The organism is Spirosoma endophyticum, assembly GCF_900112365.1.
Taxonomy (GTDB): domain Bacteria; phylum Bacteroidota; class Bacteroidia; order Cytophagales; family Spirosomataceae; genus Spirosoma; species Spirosoma endophyticum.
Genome location: NZ_FOLQ01000003.1, coordinates 473,559 through 492,792, shown reverse-complemented (window position 1 = coordinate 492,792; position 19,234 = coordinate 473,559). Strand labels below are relative to the sequence as shown.

General features: G+C 46.3%; 18 protein-coding genes. 12 read left to right on the top strand and 6 right to left on the bottom strand.

All coding sequences use genetic code 11. The features are described 5' to 3' along the window. The first annotated feature begins 3 nt into the window (after window positions 1-3). The 7 genes from BM202_RS11130 (at window position 4) to BM202_RS11100 (ending at window position 9,278) form a co-directional block, all read left to right on the top strand. Window positions 4-1,140: an acyltransferase family protein gene (locus BM202_RS11130; RefSeq protein ID WP_093825908.1), complete on the top strand. Its 1,137-nt coding sequence runs from the start codon at window positions 4-6 to the stop codon at window positions 1,138-1,140. After that, window positions 1,109-1,969: a glycosyltransferase family 2 protein gene (locus BM202_RS11125; protein ID WP_093825906.1), complete on the top strand. Its 861-nt coding sequence runs from the start codon at window positions 1,109-1,111 to the stop codon at window positions 1,967-1,969. The genes BM202_RS11130 and BM202_RS11125 overlap by 32 nt, the downstream gene beginning before the upstream one ends. A 61-nt stretch (window positions 1,970-2,030) precedes the next feature. Then, complete coding sequence (locus BM202_RS11120; protein ID WP_093825904.1) at window positions 2,031-3,527, top strand: T9SS type B sorting domain-containing protein; 1,497 nt, start codon at window positions 2,031-2,033, stop codon at window positions 3,525-3,527. A gap of 43 nt (window positions 3,528-3,570) precedes the next feature. Further along, complete coding sequence (locus tag BM202_RS11115) at window positions 3,571-4,446, top strand: glycosyltransferase family 2 protein (protein ID WP_093825902.1); 876 nt, start codon at window positions 3,571-3,573, stop codon at window positions 4,444-4,446. Window positions 4,447-4,489: 43 nt separating this feature from the next. Then, on the top strand, window positions 4,490-5,275 hold the full coding sequence (locus BM202_RS11110; protein ID WP_093825900.1) for a glycosyltransferase: 786 nt from the start codon (window positions 4,490-4,492) through the stop codon (window positions 5,273-5,275). A gap of 191 nt (window positions 5,276-5,466) precedes the next feature. After that, window positions 5,467-6,570: an acyltransferase family protein gene (locus BM202_RS11105; protein ID WP_093825898.1), complete on the top strand. Its 1,104-nt coding sequence runs from the start codon at window positions 5,467-5,469 to the stop codon at window positions 6,568-6,570. A gap of 119 nt (window positions 6,571-6,689) precedes the next feature. Then, the gene (locus BM202_RS11100; RefSeq protein WP_245776620.1) at window positions 6,690-9,278 is read left to right on the top strand and encodes a response regulator; all 2,589 of its coding nucleotides are present in this window, start codon (window positions 6,690-6,692) and stop codon (window positions 9,276-9,278) included. Window positions 9,279-9,422: 144 nt separating this feature from the next. Here the strand turns inward: BM202_RS11100 and BM202_RS11095 are convergent, their stop codons facing one another. From BM202_RS11095 to BM202_RS39300, 5 genes are all read right to left on the bottom strand, one after another. Beyond that, window positions 9,423-9,761 (bottom strand): cupin domain-containing protein, encoded by a 339-nt coding sequence (locus BM202_RS11095; RefSeq protein WP_093825896.1) that lies wholly within the window; start codon window positions 9,759-9,761, stop codon window positions 9,423-9,425. Window positions 9,762-9,798: 37 nt separating this feature from the next. After that, on the bottom strand, window positions 9,799-10,413 hold the full coding sequence (locus BM202_RS11090; RefSeq protein ID WP_093825894.1) for a flavodoxin family protein: 615 nt from the start codon (window positions 10,411-10,413) through the stop codon (window positions 9,799-9,801). A gap of 110 nt (window positions 10,414-10,523) precedes the next feature. After that, window positions 10,524-11,009, bottom strand: coding sequence for a nuclear transport factor 2 family protein (locus BM202_RS11085; RefSeq protein ID WP_093826297.1), 486 nt, complete (start codon window positions 11,007-11,009; stop codon window positions 10,524-10,526). Between the two features lie 51 nt (window positions 11,010-11,060). Further along, window positions 11,061-11,273 (bottom strand): aldo/keto reductase, encoded by a 213-nt coding sequence (locus BM202_RS39305; protein WP_317039690.1) that lies wholly within the window; start codon window positions 11,271-11,273, stop codon window positions 11,061-11,063. A gap of 25 nt (window positions 11,274-11,298) precedes the next feature. Beyond that, entirely contained in the window at window positions 11,299-11,736 is a 438-nt protein-coding gene (locus BM202_RS39300) for an aldo/keto reductase (protein WP_317039689.1), read from the bottom strand. A 155-nt stretch (window positions 11,737-11,891) separates the two neighbouring features. Between BM202_RS39300 and BM202_RS11075 the strand changes: the two genes are divergently transcribed. The 5 genes from BM202_RS11075 (at window position 11,892) to BM202_RS11055 (ending at window position 16,852) form a co-directional block, all read left to right on the top strand. Beyond that, window positions 11,892-12,794: a helix-turn-helix domain-containing protein gene (locus tag BM202_RS11075; RefSeq protein WP_093825892.1), complete on the top strand. Its 903-nt coding sequence runs from the start codon at window positions 11,892-11,894 to the stop codon at window positions 12,792-12,794. A 133-nt stretch (window positions 12,795-12,927) separates the two neighbouring features. Further along, window positions 12,928-13,809: an SDR family NAD(P)-dependent oxidoreductase gene (locus BM202_RS11070; protein WP_093825890.1), complete on the top strand. Its 882-nt coding sequence runs from the start codon at window positions 12,928-12,930 to the stop codon at window positions 13,807-13,809. A 91-nt stretch (window positions 13,810-13,900) separates the two neighbouring features. Beyond that, complete coding sequence (locus tag BM202_RS11065; protein ID WP_093825888.1) at window positions 13,901-14,821, top strand: helix-turn-helix domain-containing protein; 921 nt, start codon at window positions 13,901-13,903, stop codon at window positions 14,819-14,821. A gap of 117 nt (window positions 14,822-14,938) precedes the next feature. Further along, entirely contained in the window at window positions 14,939-15,796 is an 858-nt protein-coding gene (locus BM202_RS11060; RefSeq protein WP_093825887.1) for a helix-turn-helix domain-containing protein, read from the top strand. A gap of 63 nt (window positions 15,797-15,859) precedes the next feature. Further along, window positions 15,860-16,852, top strand: coding sequence for an aldo/keto reductase (locus BM202_RS11055; RefSeq protein WP_093825885.1), 993 nt, complete (start codon window positions 15,860-15,862; stop codon window positions 16,850-16,852). Between the two features lie 107 nt (window positions 16,853-16,959). Here the strand turns inward: BM202_RS11055 and BM202_RS11050 are convergent, their stop codons facing one another. Then, on the bottom strand, window positions 16,960-19,227 hold the full coding sequence (locus BM202_RS11050) for a xanthine dehydrogenase family protein molybdopterin-binding subunit (protein ID WP_093825883.1): 2,268 nt from the start codon (window positions 19,225-19,227) through the stop codon (window positions 16,960-16,962). Window positions 19,228-19,234: the final 7 nt, after the last annotated feature.

The window sequence follows — 19,234 nt, the reverse complement described above, 5'->3', positions numbered from 1 at the left end:
ATTATGAGATTTCGAGCGGTTGATTCATTCCGGGGTATGGCGGCCATTATGGTTATTTTATTCCATATGCAGCACCTGAGCCCGCTGGCGGGAAATGCGTTTGTGGCCAAGAGCGACATTTTTGTCGATTTCTTTTTCGTGCTGTCCGGCTTTGTGATGACCCACAGTAATTTCAATAAAATCACCAATCTGGCCAGTATCAGACCCTTTGTCGTCAAGCGATTCAACCGATTGTATCCACTGCATCTGTTCACCCTCCTACTGGTTTTATTGTTCGAAATGGTTCGCTTCGGGATTGATCGATACGTAGTGCGGTTAACGAACTCCATCTTCGGTGACGACAAGACATTTCTGTCGTTTCTGGCCAACCTGACCCTGACTCAATCGCTGAACCTGTTTGACCGCGTCACCTGGAACGGCCCCAGTTGGAGTATCAGTGTCGAATTTTATACCTACATCGTCTGGGCGCTTTGCCTGGTCCTGTTCCGAAAAAATCTGCTCCTTTTCTGTGGAATCAGTTTCAGCCTGCTGGCCTGGTTCATCATACGTCACAACGGGAGCATCATCTATAATTACGATTACGGATTTGTCCGATGCCTGTATAGCTTTCTGATTGGGATGGTGGCCTATCGGCAGATGCGGCTGTTACCGAGTGGGTTAAGTTATCGGCAGAGTTCGTTCGTGGAACTGCTGTTGCTGGCGCTGACGCTGGTTTCGATCTACTCCTTTACGCATGCCGAAAGCTGGCTGATGCCCATCCTGTTTGCGATCATCATCATGGTGTTTTCTCAGGAGAAGGGAGCCATATCTACACTTCTGGCGGCAGATCGGCTGTCTTTTTTGGGAAGGCTTTCGTATTCCTACTACCTCAATCATACGGTTGTGCTGGCGGTGATGGACATAGCCCTGTTTAAGCTTATCAAGCTGCCGCATACAGAAGCGGGCAATCTGATTTACATCTTCGTTTGCCTGGCTTGCGTTCACCTGCTGTCCGTTTTTACCTACCGATATATCGAGCTGATTCTCCAACCCGCTTCGTCCAGTCATACCCGACCGGCCGTTGCCACTGGAGCGACGGTTCACCCTCAACCTTTAGCGCATGCACCATATGAACATTCTGAAAGTCCCCGACTGGATTAGTGATTTCAGCTATCCATATGCTACGTTCAATGATATACCGAAATCGGTTTTCAGCACCATAAACCGTGATTTGGAACGCGTTCAACACCCGAATCCGCTGGTCAGCATTGTCATTCCGGCCTGGAACGAGGAGGTCAACGTATTGCGGAGTATTGCGTCGCTGGCACGAATGAAAACGGATATTCCGTTCGAGATTCTGGTCGTTAACAACAACTCGACCGATCAGATGCAGGAGACGCTGGACAGTCTGCTGGTCCGTAGTGTGTTTCAACCCATTCAGGGGTGGGGTCCTGCCCGGCAAATGGGGCTGGAACAGGCACGGGGCGAGTATATCCTGACGGCCGATGCCGACTGCCTGTACCCTCCCGACTGGGTCAATGAGATGATGGCGGTGTTACGTCAGCCAGGGGTTGTCTTTGCCTATGGACGGTATTCGTTTATTCCATCGCCGGGTTTTTCGCGCTGGAAACTGGCCATGCTCGAAACGTTGAAAGATGCTATTGCGGAGGTTCGCCACCTGAAACGACCACACCTGAACGCTTATGGCATGAGTACGGGCTATGTTCGGGCGGATGCGCTGAAAGTAGGGTATGTGATGCACAAAATCCGGGGTGAAGATGGTCGGCTGTGCTTCGATCTCATGCAATACGGTGCTGTGAAACAAGTAAAAGCCGATAACGCCCGCGTCTGGACGGGTACCCGAACGCTGGCAAAAGATGGCAGCTTTTCGAGAACGCTCTTCCTAAAAATAGGGCTTGAGCTTCGTCGACTGAAAGGCATGTTCGTTTCTCAACCACCCCACGACACAAAAACATCACTGAACCCTTAAGCCCAACGCCTACCCAGCACCCTTTTTTATAGCCTGAACAAAAAAGTAGATTTTCTCAGTCATGCCCCTTCGTCAACGCAAATCGGTTTCTTTTCTTTGGTGCTGCTACCTGCTTTTTTTGGTAGTGGCAATCAATACCGTATGCCCGGCGCAGTGCCTTGAGGGATCGATCATTTGCGAAACATTCGGGACTGGATCGCGCGGGCCGCTGCCCCAGGGGCAAACCAACTTTTTGTACCGGGTCCCCCCCTGCCCCGCCGATGGAGAATATAATTTGACCGATACGGTGCCCGGCTGTGGCGGCAATGGCTGGCATGAACTCCGCCAGGATCATACACCAAATGATGTGCGGGGTAATATGCTGGTGGTTAACGCATCTTATCAACCGAGCGAATTCTACAGCCAGAAAGCAACCGGTTTGTGCCCCGGCATTACATATGAATTTTCACTCTGGGTACTGAATTTAAACCGGGAACTGAAGGGCGGTGAATGTGACGGCTACAACCTGCGCAATCCCATTATTGCGATGCGGGTTGAACAGGCCGACGGTACCCTGATCACCGAAGTTATTCAGCCAGCGGTTCCCCGTACGACGTCGCCCGTATGGGTTTCCCTATCCATGCAGTTTGTGATCCAGACCAATAGCAATGATGTGGTGGTCAAACTGATCAACAAAGGGCTTGGTGGTTGCGGCAACGATCTGGTTATCGATGACATTGCGTTTCGTCCTGTTCATCCAACATTGACGATTCAATTTGTCGATTCACCGGACTCTGAACTAACCGTATGTGCCGACACTCGCCTGACCCTCAGCATTGGCAAAGCCGTTGGGTACCCCAATCCGGTTTACCTCTGGCAACAGAGCCGGGACAACATAAACTGGACACTGGCCCCCGGCGCAGGGCAAGCTACCTACACCATTAACCCGGTTCTGGCAGGACGTACCTATTACCGACTGCGGAACGCCCAACCCATCAACGCAGCAGCCGTCGGCCGGGCGCAGTGTTCGGCCGAATCCAACGTTCTGATTGTCAATGGCAGACCCGACGCACCCTTCAGCCTAGGCGACGATATTACATTTTGCGAGGATGCTTCCCACACGTTTCAGATACCAAATGCATTGCCCCAGGGGACAACATTCGTTTGGTCGGATCAAAGCAGCAGCCGTCAGCTAACTGTCAGCCAATCCGGTACTTATTGGCTGGAAACCAATTTAAACGGATGCACCTACCGCGATTCGGTAGAGGCTCTAACCCGGAACTGCCATCCGGAAGACATTTACGTGCCCGAAGCCTTTTCGCCTAATAACGATACAGTGAACGATAAACTGGTCATCTTTCACTCGGGCACATTTATCGATTATACGTTTCAGGTTTTCGATCGCTGGGGCAGTGTAATTTTTTTTAGCCGCCAGCCCGATCTGCACTGGGATGGTATGTACCAAAATTACCCTTGTTCAGAAGGGATATACGCCTGGACAATTCAGTACACCATTGCCAGCCCATTAAATAAAGACAATCATTTTGCCCGAAACGGGCAGGTCATGCTGATTCGGTAAGTAATAGTGCTATTTATATACCAAATCATTAACTATAGTAACCATGAAGCCTATTACATGCAGCGTATTAGTCGCCACCTATAACCGTCCGGTTGCGCTGGAACGATGTTTAATAAGCTTGTTTCAGCAGACTCATTTACCAACAGAAATCATTATCTGCGACGATGGATCGGGCGAACCGACACGGCAGCTTATCGACCGCATGATGCCGATAAGCCCGGTGCCGATGCACCATATATGGCAACCCGACGATGGTTTTCAGTTGGCCCGCATTCGCAATATGGGTATGGCAGCCGCCAAAGGAGACTATATCATTCAAATAGACGGCGATGTCATCTTACATCCAGATTTTGTTGAAGATCACCTGCTCCACGCCCGACCTGGTTTTTTCTTTTCAGGAACGCAGTATCACCTGTCGCCTGAAACGACCCAGCGGCTTTTGGATGATTCGAACTTATCTCTTTCCGATGCGCTACGTCAGATCAGCTGGTATCACCCCCGACCAACGTCGATTAAAACGGCGCTTCGTCAGTCCAGTTGGAACTGGAGTCGCCTGCGGATCCAGCCGCTACAGAAACTTGTAGCCCAGTTGTATCATTGGGATGCGCATTACCACTACGTATCAGGCTGTAGCATGGGCTTCTGGCTACAGGACCTGATTGAAGTTAACGGTTATGATGAGGAATTTACGGGCTGGGGCTGGGAGGATACTGATATCGCTCTGCGCCTGATGAACCTGGGCCGTACATTACGGTTTATCCGCTTTGGCGCCATCCAATACCACCTTTATCATCCTCAGGCGTCGCGTGGCCAGGAGCAGGCAAACCAGGAAAGAGCTATACATACCATCCAGCAAAAATTAGTTTTCTGTCAGCATGGGTTGCAACAACACTTTCAGCTTCAACCCCCGAACGAGTAAGCGAGTAAGCTAATCATTGATTCCAGCCCTCTTCCAAGATCTTATGCAACAAAATTACCACTTTCCTGAGGTCACCCTGCTGATCACACACTATAACCGGAGTTCTTCATTAGAGAATTTACTGAGAAGTTACCAACGGCTGAAGTGTCAATTCGGTGATATTGTCGTATCAGACGACAGTAGCGCAGACGTACATATTGATTACCTGAAAAAATTACAGAAGGAATTTCCATTTCGGCTGATTACGACCTCTGTAAACAAGGGATTAGGCAATAATATCAATAAGGGGCAGGATGCAGTTACTACGCCCTATACTCTTTATGTACAGGAAGATTTTGAACCTGCCCCAGAATTCCCCGACCGACTTGCCGAGTCGGTAAGCCTTATAAAAGAGCGGCCTGATCTGGATATTATCCGCTTTTATGCTTACCTGCGTTACCCTTATTTGAAGCCTTTCAACAACTATTTTTCGGAAATGTATTTTCCAGCCTGGGCTACAAATTACAATAAGTTACACTATTACAGTGATCACCCTCATCTTCGGCGCAGCTCTTTTTTTGAGCGATTTGGCCGTTACGTAGAAGGAATAAAATCTGACCAGACGGAGTATCGTATGTGTGTTTCTTTTATTCAAAATAAAGGAAAGGGACTCTTCTACAACGACTATCAGAACCTGTTTTATCAAAAAAACAGTGAAGCAGAACCTAGTACTGTCAGCCGCCAAAACTGGTCGACAAGTACAAATCCTGCACTATCTTTTATACGATTTTTTTACAGACAGATTAAGTTCAATTACGATATTTATGGCAAGCGACTGCGTAAGATATGAAAACTTACATTTAACAACTAAGTCATGAATTTCTTAATAATAACTTAACTAGAAGTAAGTATATATTTTGTCGACATGGCAAAATATAGGGTTGTAGCAAACTCTAAATAGTTTAATATTCCCAAAATAACTCCTTGTTGAAATATACTATATTTAAGATTATTTGTTTATCAAATTTTTAGAAAAATTTCATGAAACACCGCTTTGAAGTTCTCGATATTTTCAGGGGTATTTTTGCTTCTATGGTTGTATTATTCCATTTATCGACATTTTCTGATACACCTATCCTTAATAATGAATTCATTTATAATTCTGACATGTTTGTCGATTTCTTTTTCGTGTTAAGTGGTTTTGTCATTGCCTACAATTATCAGAATATATCCTCTTTCCATGAACTTAAAACCTTCTTAGCAAAAAGATTCGTACGAGTTTACCCACTTCATTTAGTAATGCTTTTGATTTTCCTCGTCATCGAGGCTTCAAAACACACGGCTTCTGCGTATGTCCACGTAAATAAGTTAGAGAACGTCAATAATAACATTTATAGTTTTTTTACCAATATTTTCCTTATAAATTCTATACAGTTATTTAATATACAAGATGTTAGCTGGAATATACCAAGCTGGTCTATTAGTGCCGAAATGATTTCCTATATCGTCTTTGGCTTAACATTAGTACTTCTTAGTCACTATAAATTGCAAAGTCAAAAGGGTATCTTTTTTCTCACGATTATCGTATTGTGCATACTACTATTAGTTAATGTGACGCATACTTTCAAAATCAATTACTCGTATAACTACGGGTTTTTAAGGGGAATAATTGGGTTTTTTTCTGGATCAATCTGTTATTTTGTTTTTTCCAACTTATATGAGGTAGCTACGTCAAGCAAAAATACCAGCTTTACTATCGCTGAAATAAGCATACTAATTATTCTTTTTTTAATGATCTACTACGGCACCTTTTTAAAGGAAATAGGACTCGTTTATGAGGTTACTTTTTTTATAGCTATATTAATTTTTTCTTTCGAGAAAGGTATCCTTTCCAATATGCTTAAAAAATCATCCTTTTTAAAACGTGTCGGCACCTATAGCTACTCTATCTATATGACGCATGCACTACTGCTAAGCTTATTCAATATAATCTTTATAAGAATTTTAAAATTCCCACCCTCCTCTTACTCATACTTATTCATTTTGAATTATTACATCATCTACAAAGTATCTCAATGGACCTATGCACACGTAGAGATGCGCTTCAAAATTAAAAAGCAAACTGTAGAACCTGTCACCTACTAATGGTCATTTCCTGACTATGCTTTACTATACTGTGATCAGCGTTAAGCCGTTATTGCGGATGAATTGATTCATGTACCTGTGTTGATCAAAAGCTGAATTGCCTAATTAAACATTTTGAAATGAACAGAAATAAACGCATTCCCTTAATGATAGCCACAGGTTTACTGATTACAGTAATCATTGGGGTAAATGCACGTCAGACACTAAAACAATTAATCAAAATGAACAATTGGGTAGTGCATACCCATTTGGTACTTAACAAAACACAGCATTTATTGGCACTACTCACTAATCTGGATAACGACTTACGAGCCTATTTGCTAAGCAACAACGCTTATTTCAAACATGATTTTGATCGTAGTACTGAGGAAATGAAAAGGGAACTTAAAGCACTACAGGCGCTGACAGTTGATAATCCTATTCAAAAAAAACGGATACAGTCGCTTGATAAACTTTTAGAGACAAAGCTTACCCGCAGCCATTATTTATTTAAAACAGGAGTTGTTAAAAACGGTATGGCTCGACTTGATTCAATCGAACAGCTTTTAAGTATAAGCAGGAAATTCGATCAAGTGCTGAAGGCGACCGATAGTTATGAAAATGTGCTGCTTGAAACACGTACTGCTCAAAGCAAACGATCGGCTGAGTATGCTACGATCAGCAATCTGATAGGTGCCATCACAGCCTTAGCCATGATCCTATGGGCTATGTATCTGATTAGCCTGGCATTACGAAATAGCAACAGAATTAACCAAAAACTATCCGAAAGTGAACAGCAATTAAAAACATTGCTGGAAGCAGTCCCGGTTCCAGTTGTTATCGTTGACCGATATGGTAAGGTTTATCTGGCAAACGGAGCTGCCACCCAATTATTTAGTAACCTGAAGGATTTTGACTCGTATGCAGAAATGACGAACTCGGTTATGTACTACCGATTTCCACATGGTGAACCATACCCGATTGAGCAGAGGCCTACATATCGCGCCTTACAGGGCGAAGCGTCCAGGGTCGATGACCTTGAAATGCGTATCAATGGTAAGGCAATCCAGCTACTATGCTCATCATCACCTGTTTATAATGCAGATGGTGATTTAGAATACGTAGTTACATCGAGCATTGATATTAGTGACCGTGTCCAGTCACTACAGCGATTACAGGAAGCGAAGGAACTTGCTGAAAAAGCCGTGAAGCTTAAAGAAAATTTTTTAGCTAACATGAGCCATGAAATACGTACGCCCCTGAATGCTATGCTTGGTTTTTCTGAATTACTGGGCACTACAGTTCTTGATGATGAACAGAAAGAGTTCATTGGACTTATACGAACAGCGGGTAAAAATTTGCTGACTATCATTAACGATATTCTTGATATATCCAAGATAGAAGCAGGCATGATACGTCTGGAATCCATCCCGTTCAGCATTCAACTGCTCACTGGGTCTATAAAGACGATGTTTCAGCCGACAGCAGCCGATAAAAATTTACACCTAACCGTTGAAACAGATCCCGACCTTCCGCCAGTTTTTCTTGGCGACCCAACACGACTGACTCAAATTTTACTTAATCTGCTCAGTAATGCCATTAAGTTCACAAAAAAAGGGGGCGTAACGTTACGGGTCGAAAAAGGCGAATCAACAACCGAATCTGTTCGTGTACGTATTATCGTTCAGGATACGGGTATTGGTATTGAGTCAGAGGCATTACCTCACATTTTCGAGCGCTTCCAGCAGGCCAATAACTTCACAACCAGATACTATGGCGGGACGGGTTTGGGGCTCAACATTGTTAAATCACTGAGTGAGTTACAGGGCGGATCAATCATTGTAGATAGTACCGTGGGGGAAGGCTCGCGGTTTACGATAGAAATCCCTTACTTAATCGCTAAAGAACAGATCAACCTTGATCAAACTCAACGCTCTACAGGAAAAAATCCCAGCGAACGGGACGTACGTGTTTTAGTAGTAGAAGATAACCTGATGAATCAAAAACTGGTACTTCAGGTGCTAAAGCGCTTAGGGTACCAGGCAAAAGTCGCTGATGATGGACAAAGGGCGCTCGACATGCTTCAGGAAACTGCGTTTGATGTGATCTTGATGGACATTCAGATGCCTATCATGGACGGATATGAAACGACTCGTCAAATTCGATCTAAATTTGACAAAACCGTCCCTATTATTGCTATGACAGCGCATGCATTAGCTAGTGAACAGGAAGAATGTCTCAAGGCAGGCATGAATGATTTCCTTTCCAAGCCATTCAAGATGGAGGAACTCCAGCAATTGATACGTAAATACCTGCCAGTTACCAATTTGGCTGCAACAGTAACGCCCCAAAATGAACTAACCGCCAAGCCCTTAAGTAACTTCTCTGCCAAGTTACTACTGGAAGCAGTAGGAAACGATCTGGATTTAGCCATTGAGTTATTGGAGATATACGTGAGCCAGACGCCAGACGAGATTGAAAAATTACAACTGGCTTTAGATCAGCAGGATATAGCAACCGTAGGCAAGCTGATTCATACGCAGAAGGTTCACACAAAAATGCTCGGCATGAGCAGAGCTACCCAATTAATTCTGGACACAGAAGCACTTGTGAGAAAAGACGGAGATATAGAGGGCATTCTCCCACTAATGAAACAGTATATGATAGAGATAAAAGAGGTCTTACCCCATATCACCCTTTATTTAAAGTCAATGTATACTACGCGCTAAACTATGTTCCAGCGCCCTCCATGACAGCTCCGAGGGCTTGAAAAAATTTACCAAAGCGCCATAAGATCGGACGGCCAAAGCAGAAAAAAGTATGGTGGTCTGGAAGTTTCCGAATTTTGGCAGAAATTTCACCACGCAGAGTAACTATTTCTTGACGTTAGCACACTCCATATCGGTTACCGGCTTCATCCAGGTCACTCGTCCTGTTGCCGTGTTGGGGGTTATGACGACTTGCATAAATGCAACCGCTGGTGACGCGCCGTGCCAATGCGGCACGTTCGGGGGACATTTCACCACGTCGCCTTTCTGAAGAATTTGGATGGATTTCCCTCGCTCCTGATAATAGCCAATGCCGCCTATCGCTAGCAGCATCTGTCCGCCAGGATGACTATGCCAGTGCGAGCGGGCACCAGGTTCGAAGGTCACGTAGAGGCACAGGACGTAATGAGAACAAAAGCCGTGATGGATAAAAGAACAACGCATAGAATTCGATTTAGCGCTTTTGCTTTAAGCATGAAGCTTACATTACGTTTATCTTTTGCAGCCATTTCTTTATGTTCGTTTCGGCTTCTTGTGCCTTTGTTCCCTGGATAACCAGATATTGGCCGTCTCGTTCTACTCCGCCTTTGGTCGTAAAGCCTTCCAGTACGTTGCTCTTCGTGCATAGTTCCTGTATTGTCTCAAAACTGCTTCCAATTCCGTAGCCAGCATTGGTATTGAATGGAATTACGGTTTTACCACTGAGGTTATACTGATGCAAAAAGCTTTTAATGGGCGGAGGTAGTTTCATGCCCCAAGTGGGAAAGCCTACGAATACTACGTCGTACCGCTGGATACTGTCAATTTTTGTTTTTAAAGGCGGCAGGTATCCGGTCTCATTTTCATGAACAACTTGTTGTACGGTAGCCTGATAATTTTCGGGATAAGGGGTTGACAACTCAAGGGCCACCAGAGTTCCACCTACCTGTTTATGAATGATTTCCGCGATTATCCTGGTGTTGTTTGTCCGCGATAAGTATACAATCAATACGTTGCGAGGAACCAACGTAGCGTCAACATCAGCAGGAATGCCCTTCATCTGAGTAGAAGAGCAGGCTGAAATCAACAGGAAAAATGTCAGCAGTAAGTGCGTCATAAATTTGATTCATTTTACCTGTTCTCCAGCTACTAGCAGGCTGCATGGGTAATCTGAGTGCTAAAGCGTTCCGGTTTTTACCTCTAGTGATGCACAAAACAGATGTCTATCTAGTGCTTAATAGTATGGGTGTCCCGTACACTGCTAAATGTCAGGGCTAACATTTTCCAGGTATTCCCTTGTTTTTTATAGACCTCCGTAACGGTAAACTCCGTCTTTGACTCATTGCCCCGAACCATGGCTACCAGCGTAATTCGACTCCAGATAATAGCCGTGTTGTTGTCAAAAAGCTCGACCGCTACATCGTGTACATCCGCGTTCTTGTACCAAATGCTTCCGTTTTTAACGATATCGAGCTCTTCGTCCTTTTTCCACGTTCCGCTCATATGGACAAATTTTGACTTATCATCGAAGAGTCCGGCCAGCTTATCTACATTCTTGTCGGCCATCCACTGCCATTTCTGTTTCGATAGGTCAATTATTTCCTGCTGGGCTTTTGTGGGAGGAGGTGTCGAAGCGTTGGCTTGATTTGTTTGGGCGAAGGCCGATAGGAGGCCTATGCTGAAGAAATAAAGGCTAAGAATTGCTGCTTTCATGCTGGTTTTTATCTGTTTATACTCGTTTGTTGCGGTGGTCATTTCCGTGAACTACCTGTTGAGCTTTCGTTCGCCCAACCATTTCACCATGGCCGGATCACGGTGATCGAAGAAGAGACTTGCCTTTGTATCCAGGATCTTGATGGCGTCCATGTCTTCAGCACTCAAGTCAAAATCGAGGCTGTTGACGATCTCTTCCATTCGCTCTTTCCGAACCGATTTGGGAATGGCTCCTACGCCCCGTTGGGTAAGCCAGCGCAGCACAACCTGAGCGATGGATTTGTTGTACTTAGCACCAATTGAACGTAGCGACGCCAATAGCCCGCACCTTTCCTTCTTTGTATACCTCCTGCATGGCCCGCCATTCGCCATACACATTCCCAAATGGCTGGTGCATCAGGTACAGGTCCAGGTAGTCAAGCTGTAGCTTTTTCAGAGAATCTTCTAAGGCTTTCTTCGTACCCTCATAGCCATTAGACTGAATCCAGAGCTTTGTTGTAATAAAAAGGTCTTCTCTGGCTACCGCATCGGCGGACCGGACACTTTTTTTGATGGCCTGGCCCACGGCCTCCTCGTTGCCATACGAAGCTGCCTTATCAATCAACCGATAGCCAGTGGCGATGGCATCCGATACGCTACGTTCACATTCGGCCAGATCAGGAACCTGGAAAACACCAAATCCCAGGATGGGCATTTTTACCCAATTGTTCAAAACTACGTGTTGCATAGGCCTTTACGTTGACAGGGCAAAGGTCTCCGTATTTCCTGGACTGACTGGTATACAGATTACGGTGATTACTACCAATATTCCTGATTCGGGTAAACGCATCAGGCAGGGTGTCAGGAAAGCGTTAATTTTGAGATAGAGAAACCAACCTTGCTATGGATACCCTTCGACGATTCAAGACAATCAGTGATTACAACGTATTCAATAACCACGAAACGCTACACCCACTGGTCAGTGTCATCGATTTTTCGAAGGCCGATCCCAGAAGAGGCTCGGGCATGTATTTTGGCTTTTACGCTATTCTCCTGAAAGATGTAAAATGTGGAGATATGGTATACGGCCGCCATACCTATGATTATCAGGAAGGAACCCTGGTTTTTCTGGCTCCTGGTCAGGTGGCTGGCATGAATAGCAATGGAGAAATCTATCAGCCGAAAGGGCATGGGCTGGTCTTTCATGCGGATTTGATCTATGGCACTGCCCTGGGCCGACACATACAGGAATACACGTTCTTCAGTTATCAATCGAACGAAGCCCTGCATTTGTCCAAACGAGAGCGGGAGATTGTGCTGGATTCCTTTGCAAAAATTCATTACGAACTGGAGCATGCCATCGACAAGCACAGTAAGCGATTGATCGTATCAACGATCGAACTATTTCTGAATTATTGCACCCGCTTTTATGACCGCCAGTTCGTTACCCGGAACCATGTGCATGAGGGGATTCTGGAGCGGTTTGAGCATTTGCTGAACGCGTATTATCAGACCGATAAACCCCAGACGATTGGATTGCCTTCGGTGGCTTACTGCGCGGGTGAATTGAATTTGTCGGCCAATTATTTTGGTGACCTGATCAAGAAAGAAACGGGTAAAACAGCGCAGGAATACATCCAATCGAAGGTGATTGATGTGGCCAAAGAGCGAATATTTGACCAAGGCAAATCGGTTAGTCAAATCGCCTATGACTTAGGCTTCAAGTATCCCCAGCATTTTATCCGGTTGTTCAAACAACGGGTTGGCCAGTCACCCAACGAATACCGAATGCTCCATAACAATTAACAGCCCCTATTTAAACGTACCGGTATGTTCGCGATTCTTTATCTCATTTTGACTACAAATCCCCTCAATTAGACTACAGACAGCGAATTGCACAACCTGACCTTTGACGTATCATTAAGACTAATGTTAAACCATGATACATCAGAATGAAAAGGCAAGTACTCCACCTGCGCCAACACGTGTAACGTCACCTAAAGTCTGGTTCATAACGGGCACTTCCCGGGGATTTGGACGCGTTTGGGCCGAAGCTGCGCTTACCCGTGGCGACAAGGTGGCAGCTACCGCACGTAAACTGGAAAGCATTGCCGACCTGAACGAAACATATGGCCCTAATGTGCTAACCCTGGAACTTGACGTAACGCGGCCCGAGCAGGTAAAAACTGCCGTAGAACAGGCTTACGCACATTTCGGCAGACTCGATATTGTGTTCAACAATGCCGGGTATTCATTGGTTGGCACCATCGAGGAAGCCAGCGCAGATGATATTCGTGCCCTTTACGAAACAAATATCATTGGGCCGGTTTCTGTGATTCAGGCGGCCTTGCCGTTGTTAAGAAAGCAGGGTGGCGGTCACATCCTCGGTACGTCGAGCAATCTGGGTCACGTAACGTTACCCGTTATTGGCTACTACTGCTCGTCGAAGTGGGCATTCGAAGCGATTCATGAAAGCCTGGCCACGGAAGTTAAAGCGTTTGGGATCAACGTAACCATTATTGAACCGGGTGCCTATGCCACCGAGTTTGGCAGTCAGGAATCGCTGAAGTTTGCTCAGGGGCTCGACATCTATACTGATTTTAAAAACCATTTTTTCGGGGAGTTAAGATCATTGGAGCGAGGTGATCCGGAGGCAACACCTGAAGCGCTTTTCAACGTAGTGGATGCCGAAAATCCTCCACTACGGTTCTTTCTGGGCAGCCATAATTTGCCCTGGGTACGCACTGCCTATACGGAGCGGATGGCAACCTGGGAAGAATGGGCAGACGTTTCCAACGCGGCTCAGGGTCAGGCTAGTTAAGGAACCCGGCCGCAGAAAAATTGCTTGATAAAGCATCCATGATAACCGATCGTTAGCCTACTTTCGGTTATCATGTTTTATGTACTGAGCTATGAAAAAAGAAGAAAACAGCCCTTATAAAATTGAATCGCTAACCGACGCGCACCGGGCCTTTGGTTTGCCACAGCCTAAACATCCGCTGGTCAGTCTGATCAACGGTGTTCACGACCCCGTCGCCATGAATGCACTACCTGGCGCTCATGTACTGGGTTTCTATAAAATATCGTACAAACCAAAACTCAGCGGCCGATTAAAGTACGGCCAGAGTTATTATGATTTTGATGAAGGTGGTTTGTTATTCGCTGCTCCAGGCCAGGTAATCGGCAGCAATGACAACGATGGCAGCATCTGTTCGCAGTATACGCTGCTCATTCATCCGGATTTCTTTTTGGGGTATCCTCAGGCCAAAACCATGAAGCAGTATGGCTTCTTCTCGTATTCGACCCATGAAACGCTGCATCTTTCGGAAGAGGAAAAAGGAACGATCATTGAGATCTTTAAAATGATCGAAAAAGAACTGAACAGCCGAATCGACGATTTCAGCCAGGATGTTGTTATTTCTCAAATTGAGCTATTGATGAACTATGCGAATCGTTTTTACAAGCGTCAGTTCATCACCCGCAAAGCCGTAAACCACACTCTCCTACAAAACCTGGAAGCGATTGTGGATCATTATTTTGCCAATGAAACCTTATTAAGCCAGGGATTGCCAACCGTCGGCTACCTCGCGGAGCAATTAAACCTGTCGCCCAGTTATTTAAGTGATATGCTGCGGTCGTTGATCGGCCAGAATGCACAGCACTATATTCATGATAAACTGATTGAGAAGGCAAAAGAAAAGCTGTCTACTACCAATCTATCGGTAAGCGAAGTGGCTTATGCATTGGGATTCGAGCACTCACAATCGTTCAGTAAATTCTTTAAAACGAAAACCAATCTATCACCCCTGGAATTCAGACGATCGTTCAATTAAACAGACTATGGTAATTCATAATGCCCTGATCAATCGCGCTAAGTCAGATGCCGATATGGACTTCCGAAAGTACGTCTCTGCTTCGTAATCCCTGCTTATTTCCAGTACTTTTACCTCATGCAAGCCATTGAATCACTGCTTACTCTTAACAGACAAAACAACAAACTTGCCATCCGTATTATTTCACCTACGTTCGGCCACCTTCCTCCTGAACTTTCCCAACAATATGGCCTTACTCACCGCAAACCCTACTATTTTTTTCTCTTTATGCTGGAAGGCCACACCCATCATGGGGTCGATCTCCAGCAATTCGATGTAAACGCCAACGAACTCCTTTTTATCTTACCACACCAGATTCATCGGTTACCGGCTACGAAAGAAGGTACCAACTATGTTAAGCTGGGTTTTGATGAAAACTGCCTATCCTTATTGCCCAAACAATACCACTTCCTTGTCAACCCGTTCAACAACCAAAAAATAGAGTTCACCACATCGGCGGCTGCCCGATTAAAATCCATCTTCGACATACTACTTAACGTATTAAGTGCGGTAGATACGGAGCCCGAGCTTATCCTGGCTCACCTCAATAGCCTGTTGACCGAAATCAATATGGCTTATTTCTCCACCGATAAACGTCCCGCCGACGGTAAACTTTCTACCTACATCCGGTTTAAACTCTTAGTCGAGGACAACCTCACCGATCATATAACCATCCAGGATATTGCCCAGAAACTGGCCCTCAACACCAATAGTTTATATACCATCGTTAAGTACTACTCCGGGCTTTCCCCTAAAGAGTTCATCACCAACCGGCTCATACTGGAAGCTAAACGTCGTCTCTATTATGCAGAAAGCTCCATCAAGGAACTCGCCTACGACCTGGGTTTCAACGATCCTGACTACTTCTCCCGGTTGTTTAAAAAAGTAACGGGCCAAACCATAGCCACCTTCGTTCAGGATTTGTCAGGAAACTAATACGTTTTGTCCGGTTCCTTCTCGGGTGTTCTCCAGACTTTTGTTCTCATACTATTAATCAGGATGATGAACAGAGAACTAGGAACAAACGGCCCGTCCGTATCGGCGATAGGGTTAGGTTGTATGGGTATGTCGGGTGCTTACGGGCAATCCGATGAAAAAGAAGCGATCTCCACCATCGAAAGGGCCCTCGAACTGGGAAACAACTTTTTAGACACGGCCGATTACTATGCGGTTGGCCACAACGAGGAGCTAATCTCCAAAGCTATCAACGGTAAACGGAACAAAGCCTTTCTCTCGGTAAAAACAGGGCAATTATATGCTCCCGGACCTAACGGGGCAATGGGGCCTGGTCCAATCAGTGGCCATCCCGATTACCTTCGCAACGCGGTTTTTTACAGTCTCCGCCGTCTCAAAACGGATTATATCGATCTCTACACGCAGGCACGGGTAGATCCGGCTGTTCCAATCGAAGAAACGATCGGCGCACTTTCCGACTTAGTCCAAAAAGGGATAATTCGCTACGTTGGCCTCTCGGAAGCATCGGTCGATTCGATTCGCAAAGCGGCTACCGTCTGTTCTATAACTGCCTTACAGATCGAGTACTCGCTCTGGAGCCGCGACATTGAAGCCCAAATTCTGCCAACCATTCGGCAATTGGGGATCGGCCTGGTAGCGTATGCCCCGCTAAGTCGAGGTTTTCTAAGCGGTGAATTCAAGAAGCCGGAAGATATCAAAGACAGTCGTGTCAACATGCCCCGCTACCAGGGTGATAATTTCTTTAAAAACCTGGAGTTAGTTGAAACGATTAAAACGCTGGCCACTGCAAAAGGCTGTACACCGGCTCAGTTAGCACTTGCCTGGGTACTCGCCCAGGGCGACGATATTATTACCATCCCCGGTTCCAAACGTATCAACCATCTTGAGGAAAATAGTGCTGCTGAAAACGTAATACTTACCCAGGAGGATTTACAAAGCATTGAAGCGATTATGCCAGCGGGAATCGTTTCAGGAACTCGCTATCCGGAACGATTTATGAATGCCCTAAATCGGTAAACGATCCTTTCCGGGTGTAGTCCTAATTAAAAAGAGTAGCCGACCGCAAAAAAACATTGCGGTCGGCTACTCTTTTTGACGCTAAAGTCAGTCTATGCAGATGAGCCCTAAATCCGCTTATCTAGTTCGGGCTTAAACGGTTGGTTATACTGCCGTTTGCCGGTGGTTTTATACAATGCGTTGGCCACCGCGCCAAATACAGGCGGAAAGGGGGGTTCGCCTAAGCCGGTTGGATCGATGTCATTTTCCACGAAGTGAACGTCAATCTGTTTAGGGGCTTCGTTATGCCGAATGATCCGGTAATTATGGAAGTTACTTTGCTCGGGTGCTCCATTTTTGTGCGTCAGAGCCCCGTAGAACGCATTGCCGATCCCATCGACCACGGCCCCCTGCACCATATTTTTGGCCGCATCGGGGTTGACCACAATACCACAGTCTATAGCACTGAATACCCGCTCAACGTAGGGTTGACCATCGCGGGTCACCATGTCGACTACGTGCGCTGCATACGAGTTATGGCAGAAATAAGCGGCAACCCCGCGATGGTACGTCTCTTTGCCCGGCGTGGCGACATCTGCCTTGTTCCAGCCCGACTTGTCGCGCACCAGCGTCAGCACACCCGCATACCGGTCGGGGTCATATTCATTATTTTTTCCCACCGGATTTTCCCTGGCCCGTTTCAAAAGCTCCAGTCTGAACTCGATGGGGTCTTTCCCCATAGCCTCGGCCACTTCATCCAGGAAGGATTGTTCGGCGGCCGCGTTGAAGTTGGAACGCGGAGCACGGAAGGCACCAATGGTTATATTGGACGGAATCTCCCAGCCTTCGGCCAGGTAATTCTCAACCGCTCCGGCCGGGAATCGGTTGGCATGTATGGCATGTTCCGGTATGCCACCCCCTTTCACATGGAAACCGATCAGGTTTTTATTAGCATCTAAAGCAGCCCGATACGTAGCGGTGTACATCGGACGATAGATGCCGTAGGTCATGTCGTCTTCGCGGGTATAAATCAGTTTGATCGGCGCTTTGGCTTTCTTCGAGATCAGAGCCGCTTCGCTGAGATAATGGCCATACGCTCTCCGCCCAAAGCCCCCACCCATCCGAGTCATCTGCATCTCAATCTTGTCGGCAGGCAGGTTTAATAGTTTTGATAGCGTAGGTTCTACCCAGCCCGGTGCTTGCAAAGGACCTACCAACAGGGCTTTTTCATCCGTAACATGGGCGAAGAAATTCATCGGTTCCATGCAGTTATGGGCCAGGAAAGGGGCATTGTAAGTGCGCTCGATAATCTGAGCCGCATTTTTGAACGCCGTTTCGGGGTCACCGTCTTTTCGTAATTGTTGAGCCGGCTTTTTGGCCTGTTCCTGCATTTTTTCAAGCTGGGCACTGGTACTTTCCAGCCCGCCCGGAACAGTAACCTCTCGTTTTCCGCCCCTGCCGCTCATGGTATCTTTGGTATCGCCGGCAGGCTCCCACTGGGCGAGTAGCTTTTTGCGGGCATTCATGACTTCCCAGGTGCTTTTGCCCACCACAACCAGTAAATCGTTGAACGTACGGGTATCGAAACCGCCCTGCTCGAAATTGTCTTCATACAATTTCAGGTTGAAAACATCAGTGATGCCCGACATTTTAAGGGTTTGTGAGGCATCGAACGATTTAAGTTTCATGCCGAAGGCAGGCGGATGCTGAATCATGGCAATTAACATACCGTCGGCCCGATAATCCAATCCAAAAAGTGGTTTGCCGGTTACTATTTTTTTCCCCTCAACATTTTTCTGAGATTTCCGTACGATCGAGAAATCTTTCGAGGCTTTCAGTTTCATGCCTTTCGGCACCGTCAGAGTAGCGGCTTTACTGGCCATTTCACCATACTTGGCCGATTTGCCGCTCGAATGAGACAATACGCCCGCTTTAGTGATCACCTCTTCGACCGGCACACTCCAGCTTTGGGCGGCTGCCTCGCGCAACATTTGTCGGGCGGCTGCCCCGGCTTCGCGGAGTGGTTTCCAATACATCCGGATCGAATTACTGCCCCCCGTAAATTGAGGGCCTAATTTCGTGTTGTCGTGCGGACCCATGTCAACGACTACGTTTTTCCAGTCTGCATCCAGTTCTTCGGCCACCATCATCGGCAGCGCAGTCATTACGTTCTGGCCAAACTCCGGGTTAGGACAAATGAGTTTGATAACATTGTCGGGCGTAATATGAATATAGCCGTTCAGTTGAGCCCACTGCTCCGGCAAGTTCAAGGCTTCCATTTTGTCGGCGGCCTTTACGCTCGATAACCAGCTAACGCTGAGCATTAGGCCACCACCTGAGAGAAGCGATGCCTTTAAGAAGGAACGCCTGTTATATGTAGTTTTACCAGTAGTCATGGGAAAG

Excerpts from the sequence above, each read along its gene's own strand:
- BM202_RS11130 (WP_093825908.1), top strand. The coding sequence starts at position 4 with ATGAGATTTCGAGCGGTTGATTCATTCCGGGGTATGGCGGCCATTATG.
- BM202_RS11125 (WP_093825906.1), top strand. The coding sequence starts at position 1,109 with ATGAACATTCTGAAAGTCCCCGACTGGATTAGTGATTTCAGCTATCCA.
- BM202_RS11120 (WP_093825904.1), top strand. The coding sequence starts at position 2,031 with ATGCCCCTTCGTCAACGCAAATCGGTTTCTTTTCTTTGGTGCTGCTAC.
- BM202_RS11115 (WP_093825902.1), top strand. The coding sequence starts at position 3,571 with ATGAAGCCTATTACATGCAGCGTATTAGTCGCCACCTATAACCGTCCG.
- BM202_RS11110 (WP_093825900.1), top strand. The coding sequence starts at position 4,490 with ATGCAACAAAATTACCACTTTCCTGAGGTCACCCTGCTGATCACACAC.
- BM202_RS11105 (WP_093825898.1), top strand. The coding sequence starts at position 5,467 with ATGAAACACCGCTTTGAAGTTCTCGATATTTTCAGGGGTATTTTTGCT.
- BM202_RS11100 (WP_245776620.1), top strand. The coding sequence starts at position 6,690 with ATGAACAGAAATAAACGCATTCCCTTAATGATAGCCACAGGTTTACTG.
- BM202_RS11095 (WP_093825896.1), bottom strand. The coding sequence starts at position 9,761 with ATGCGTTGTTCTTTTATCCATCACGGCTTTTGTTCTCATTACGTCCTG.
- BM202_RS11090 (WP_093825894.1), bottom strand. The coding sequence starts at position 10,413 with ATGACGCACTTACTGCTGACATTTTTCCTGTTGATTTCAGCCTGCTCT.
- BM202_RS11085 (WP_093826297.1), bottom strand. The coding sequence starts at position 11,009 with ATGAAAGCAGCAATTCTTAGCCTTTATTTCTTCAGCATAGGCCTCCTA.
- BM202_RS39300 (WP_317039689.1), bottom strand. The coding sequence starts at position 11,736 with ATGCAACACGTAGTTTTGAACAATTGGGTAAAAATGCCCATCCTGGGA.
- BM202_RS11075 (WP_093825892.1), top strand. The coding sequence starts at position 11,892 with ATGGATACCCTTCGACGATTCAAGACAATCAGTGATTACAACGTATTC.
- BM202_RS11070 (WP_093825890.1), top strand. The coding sequence starts at position 12,928 with ATGATACATCAGAATGAAAAGGCAAGTACTCCACCTGCGCCAACACGT.
- BM202_RS11065 (WP_093825888.1), top strand. The coding sequence starts at position 13,901 with ATGAAAAAAGAAGAAAACAGCCCTTATAAAATTGAATCGCTAACCGAC.
- BM202_RS11060 (WP_093825887.1), top strand. The coding sequence starts at position 14,939 with ATGCAAGCCATTGAATCACTGCTTACTCTTAACAGACAAAACAACAAA.
- BM202_RS11055 (WP_093825885.1), top strand. The coding sequence starts at position 15,860 with ATGATGAACAGAGAACTAGGAACAAACGGCCCGTCCGTATCGGCGATA.
- BM202_RS11050 (WP_093825883.1), bottom strand. The coding sequence starts at position 19,227 with ATGACTACTGGTAAAACTACATATAACAGGCGTTCCTTCTTAAAGGCA.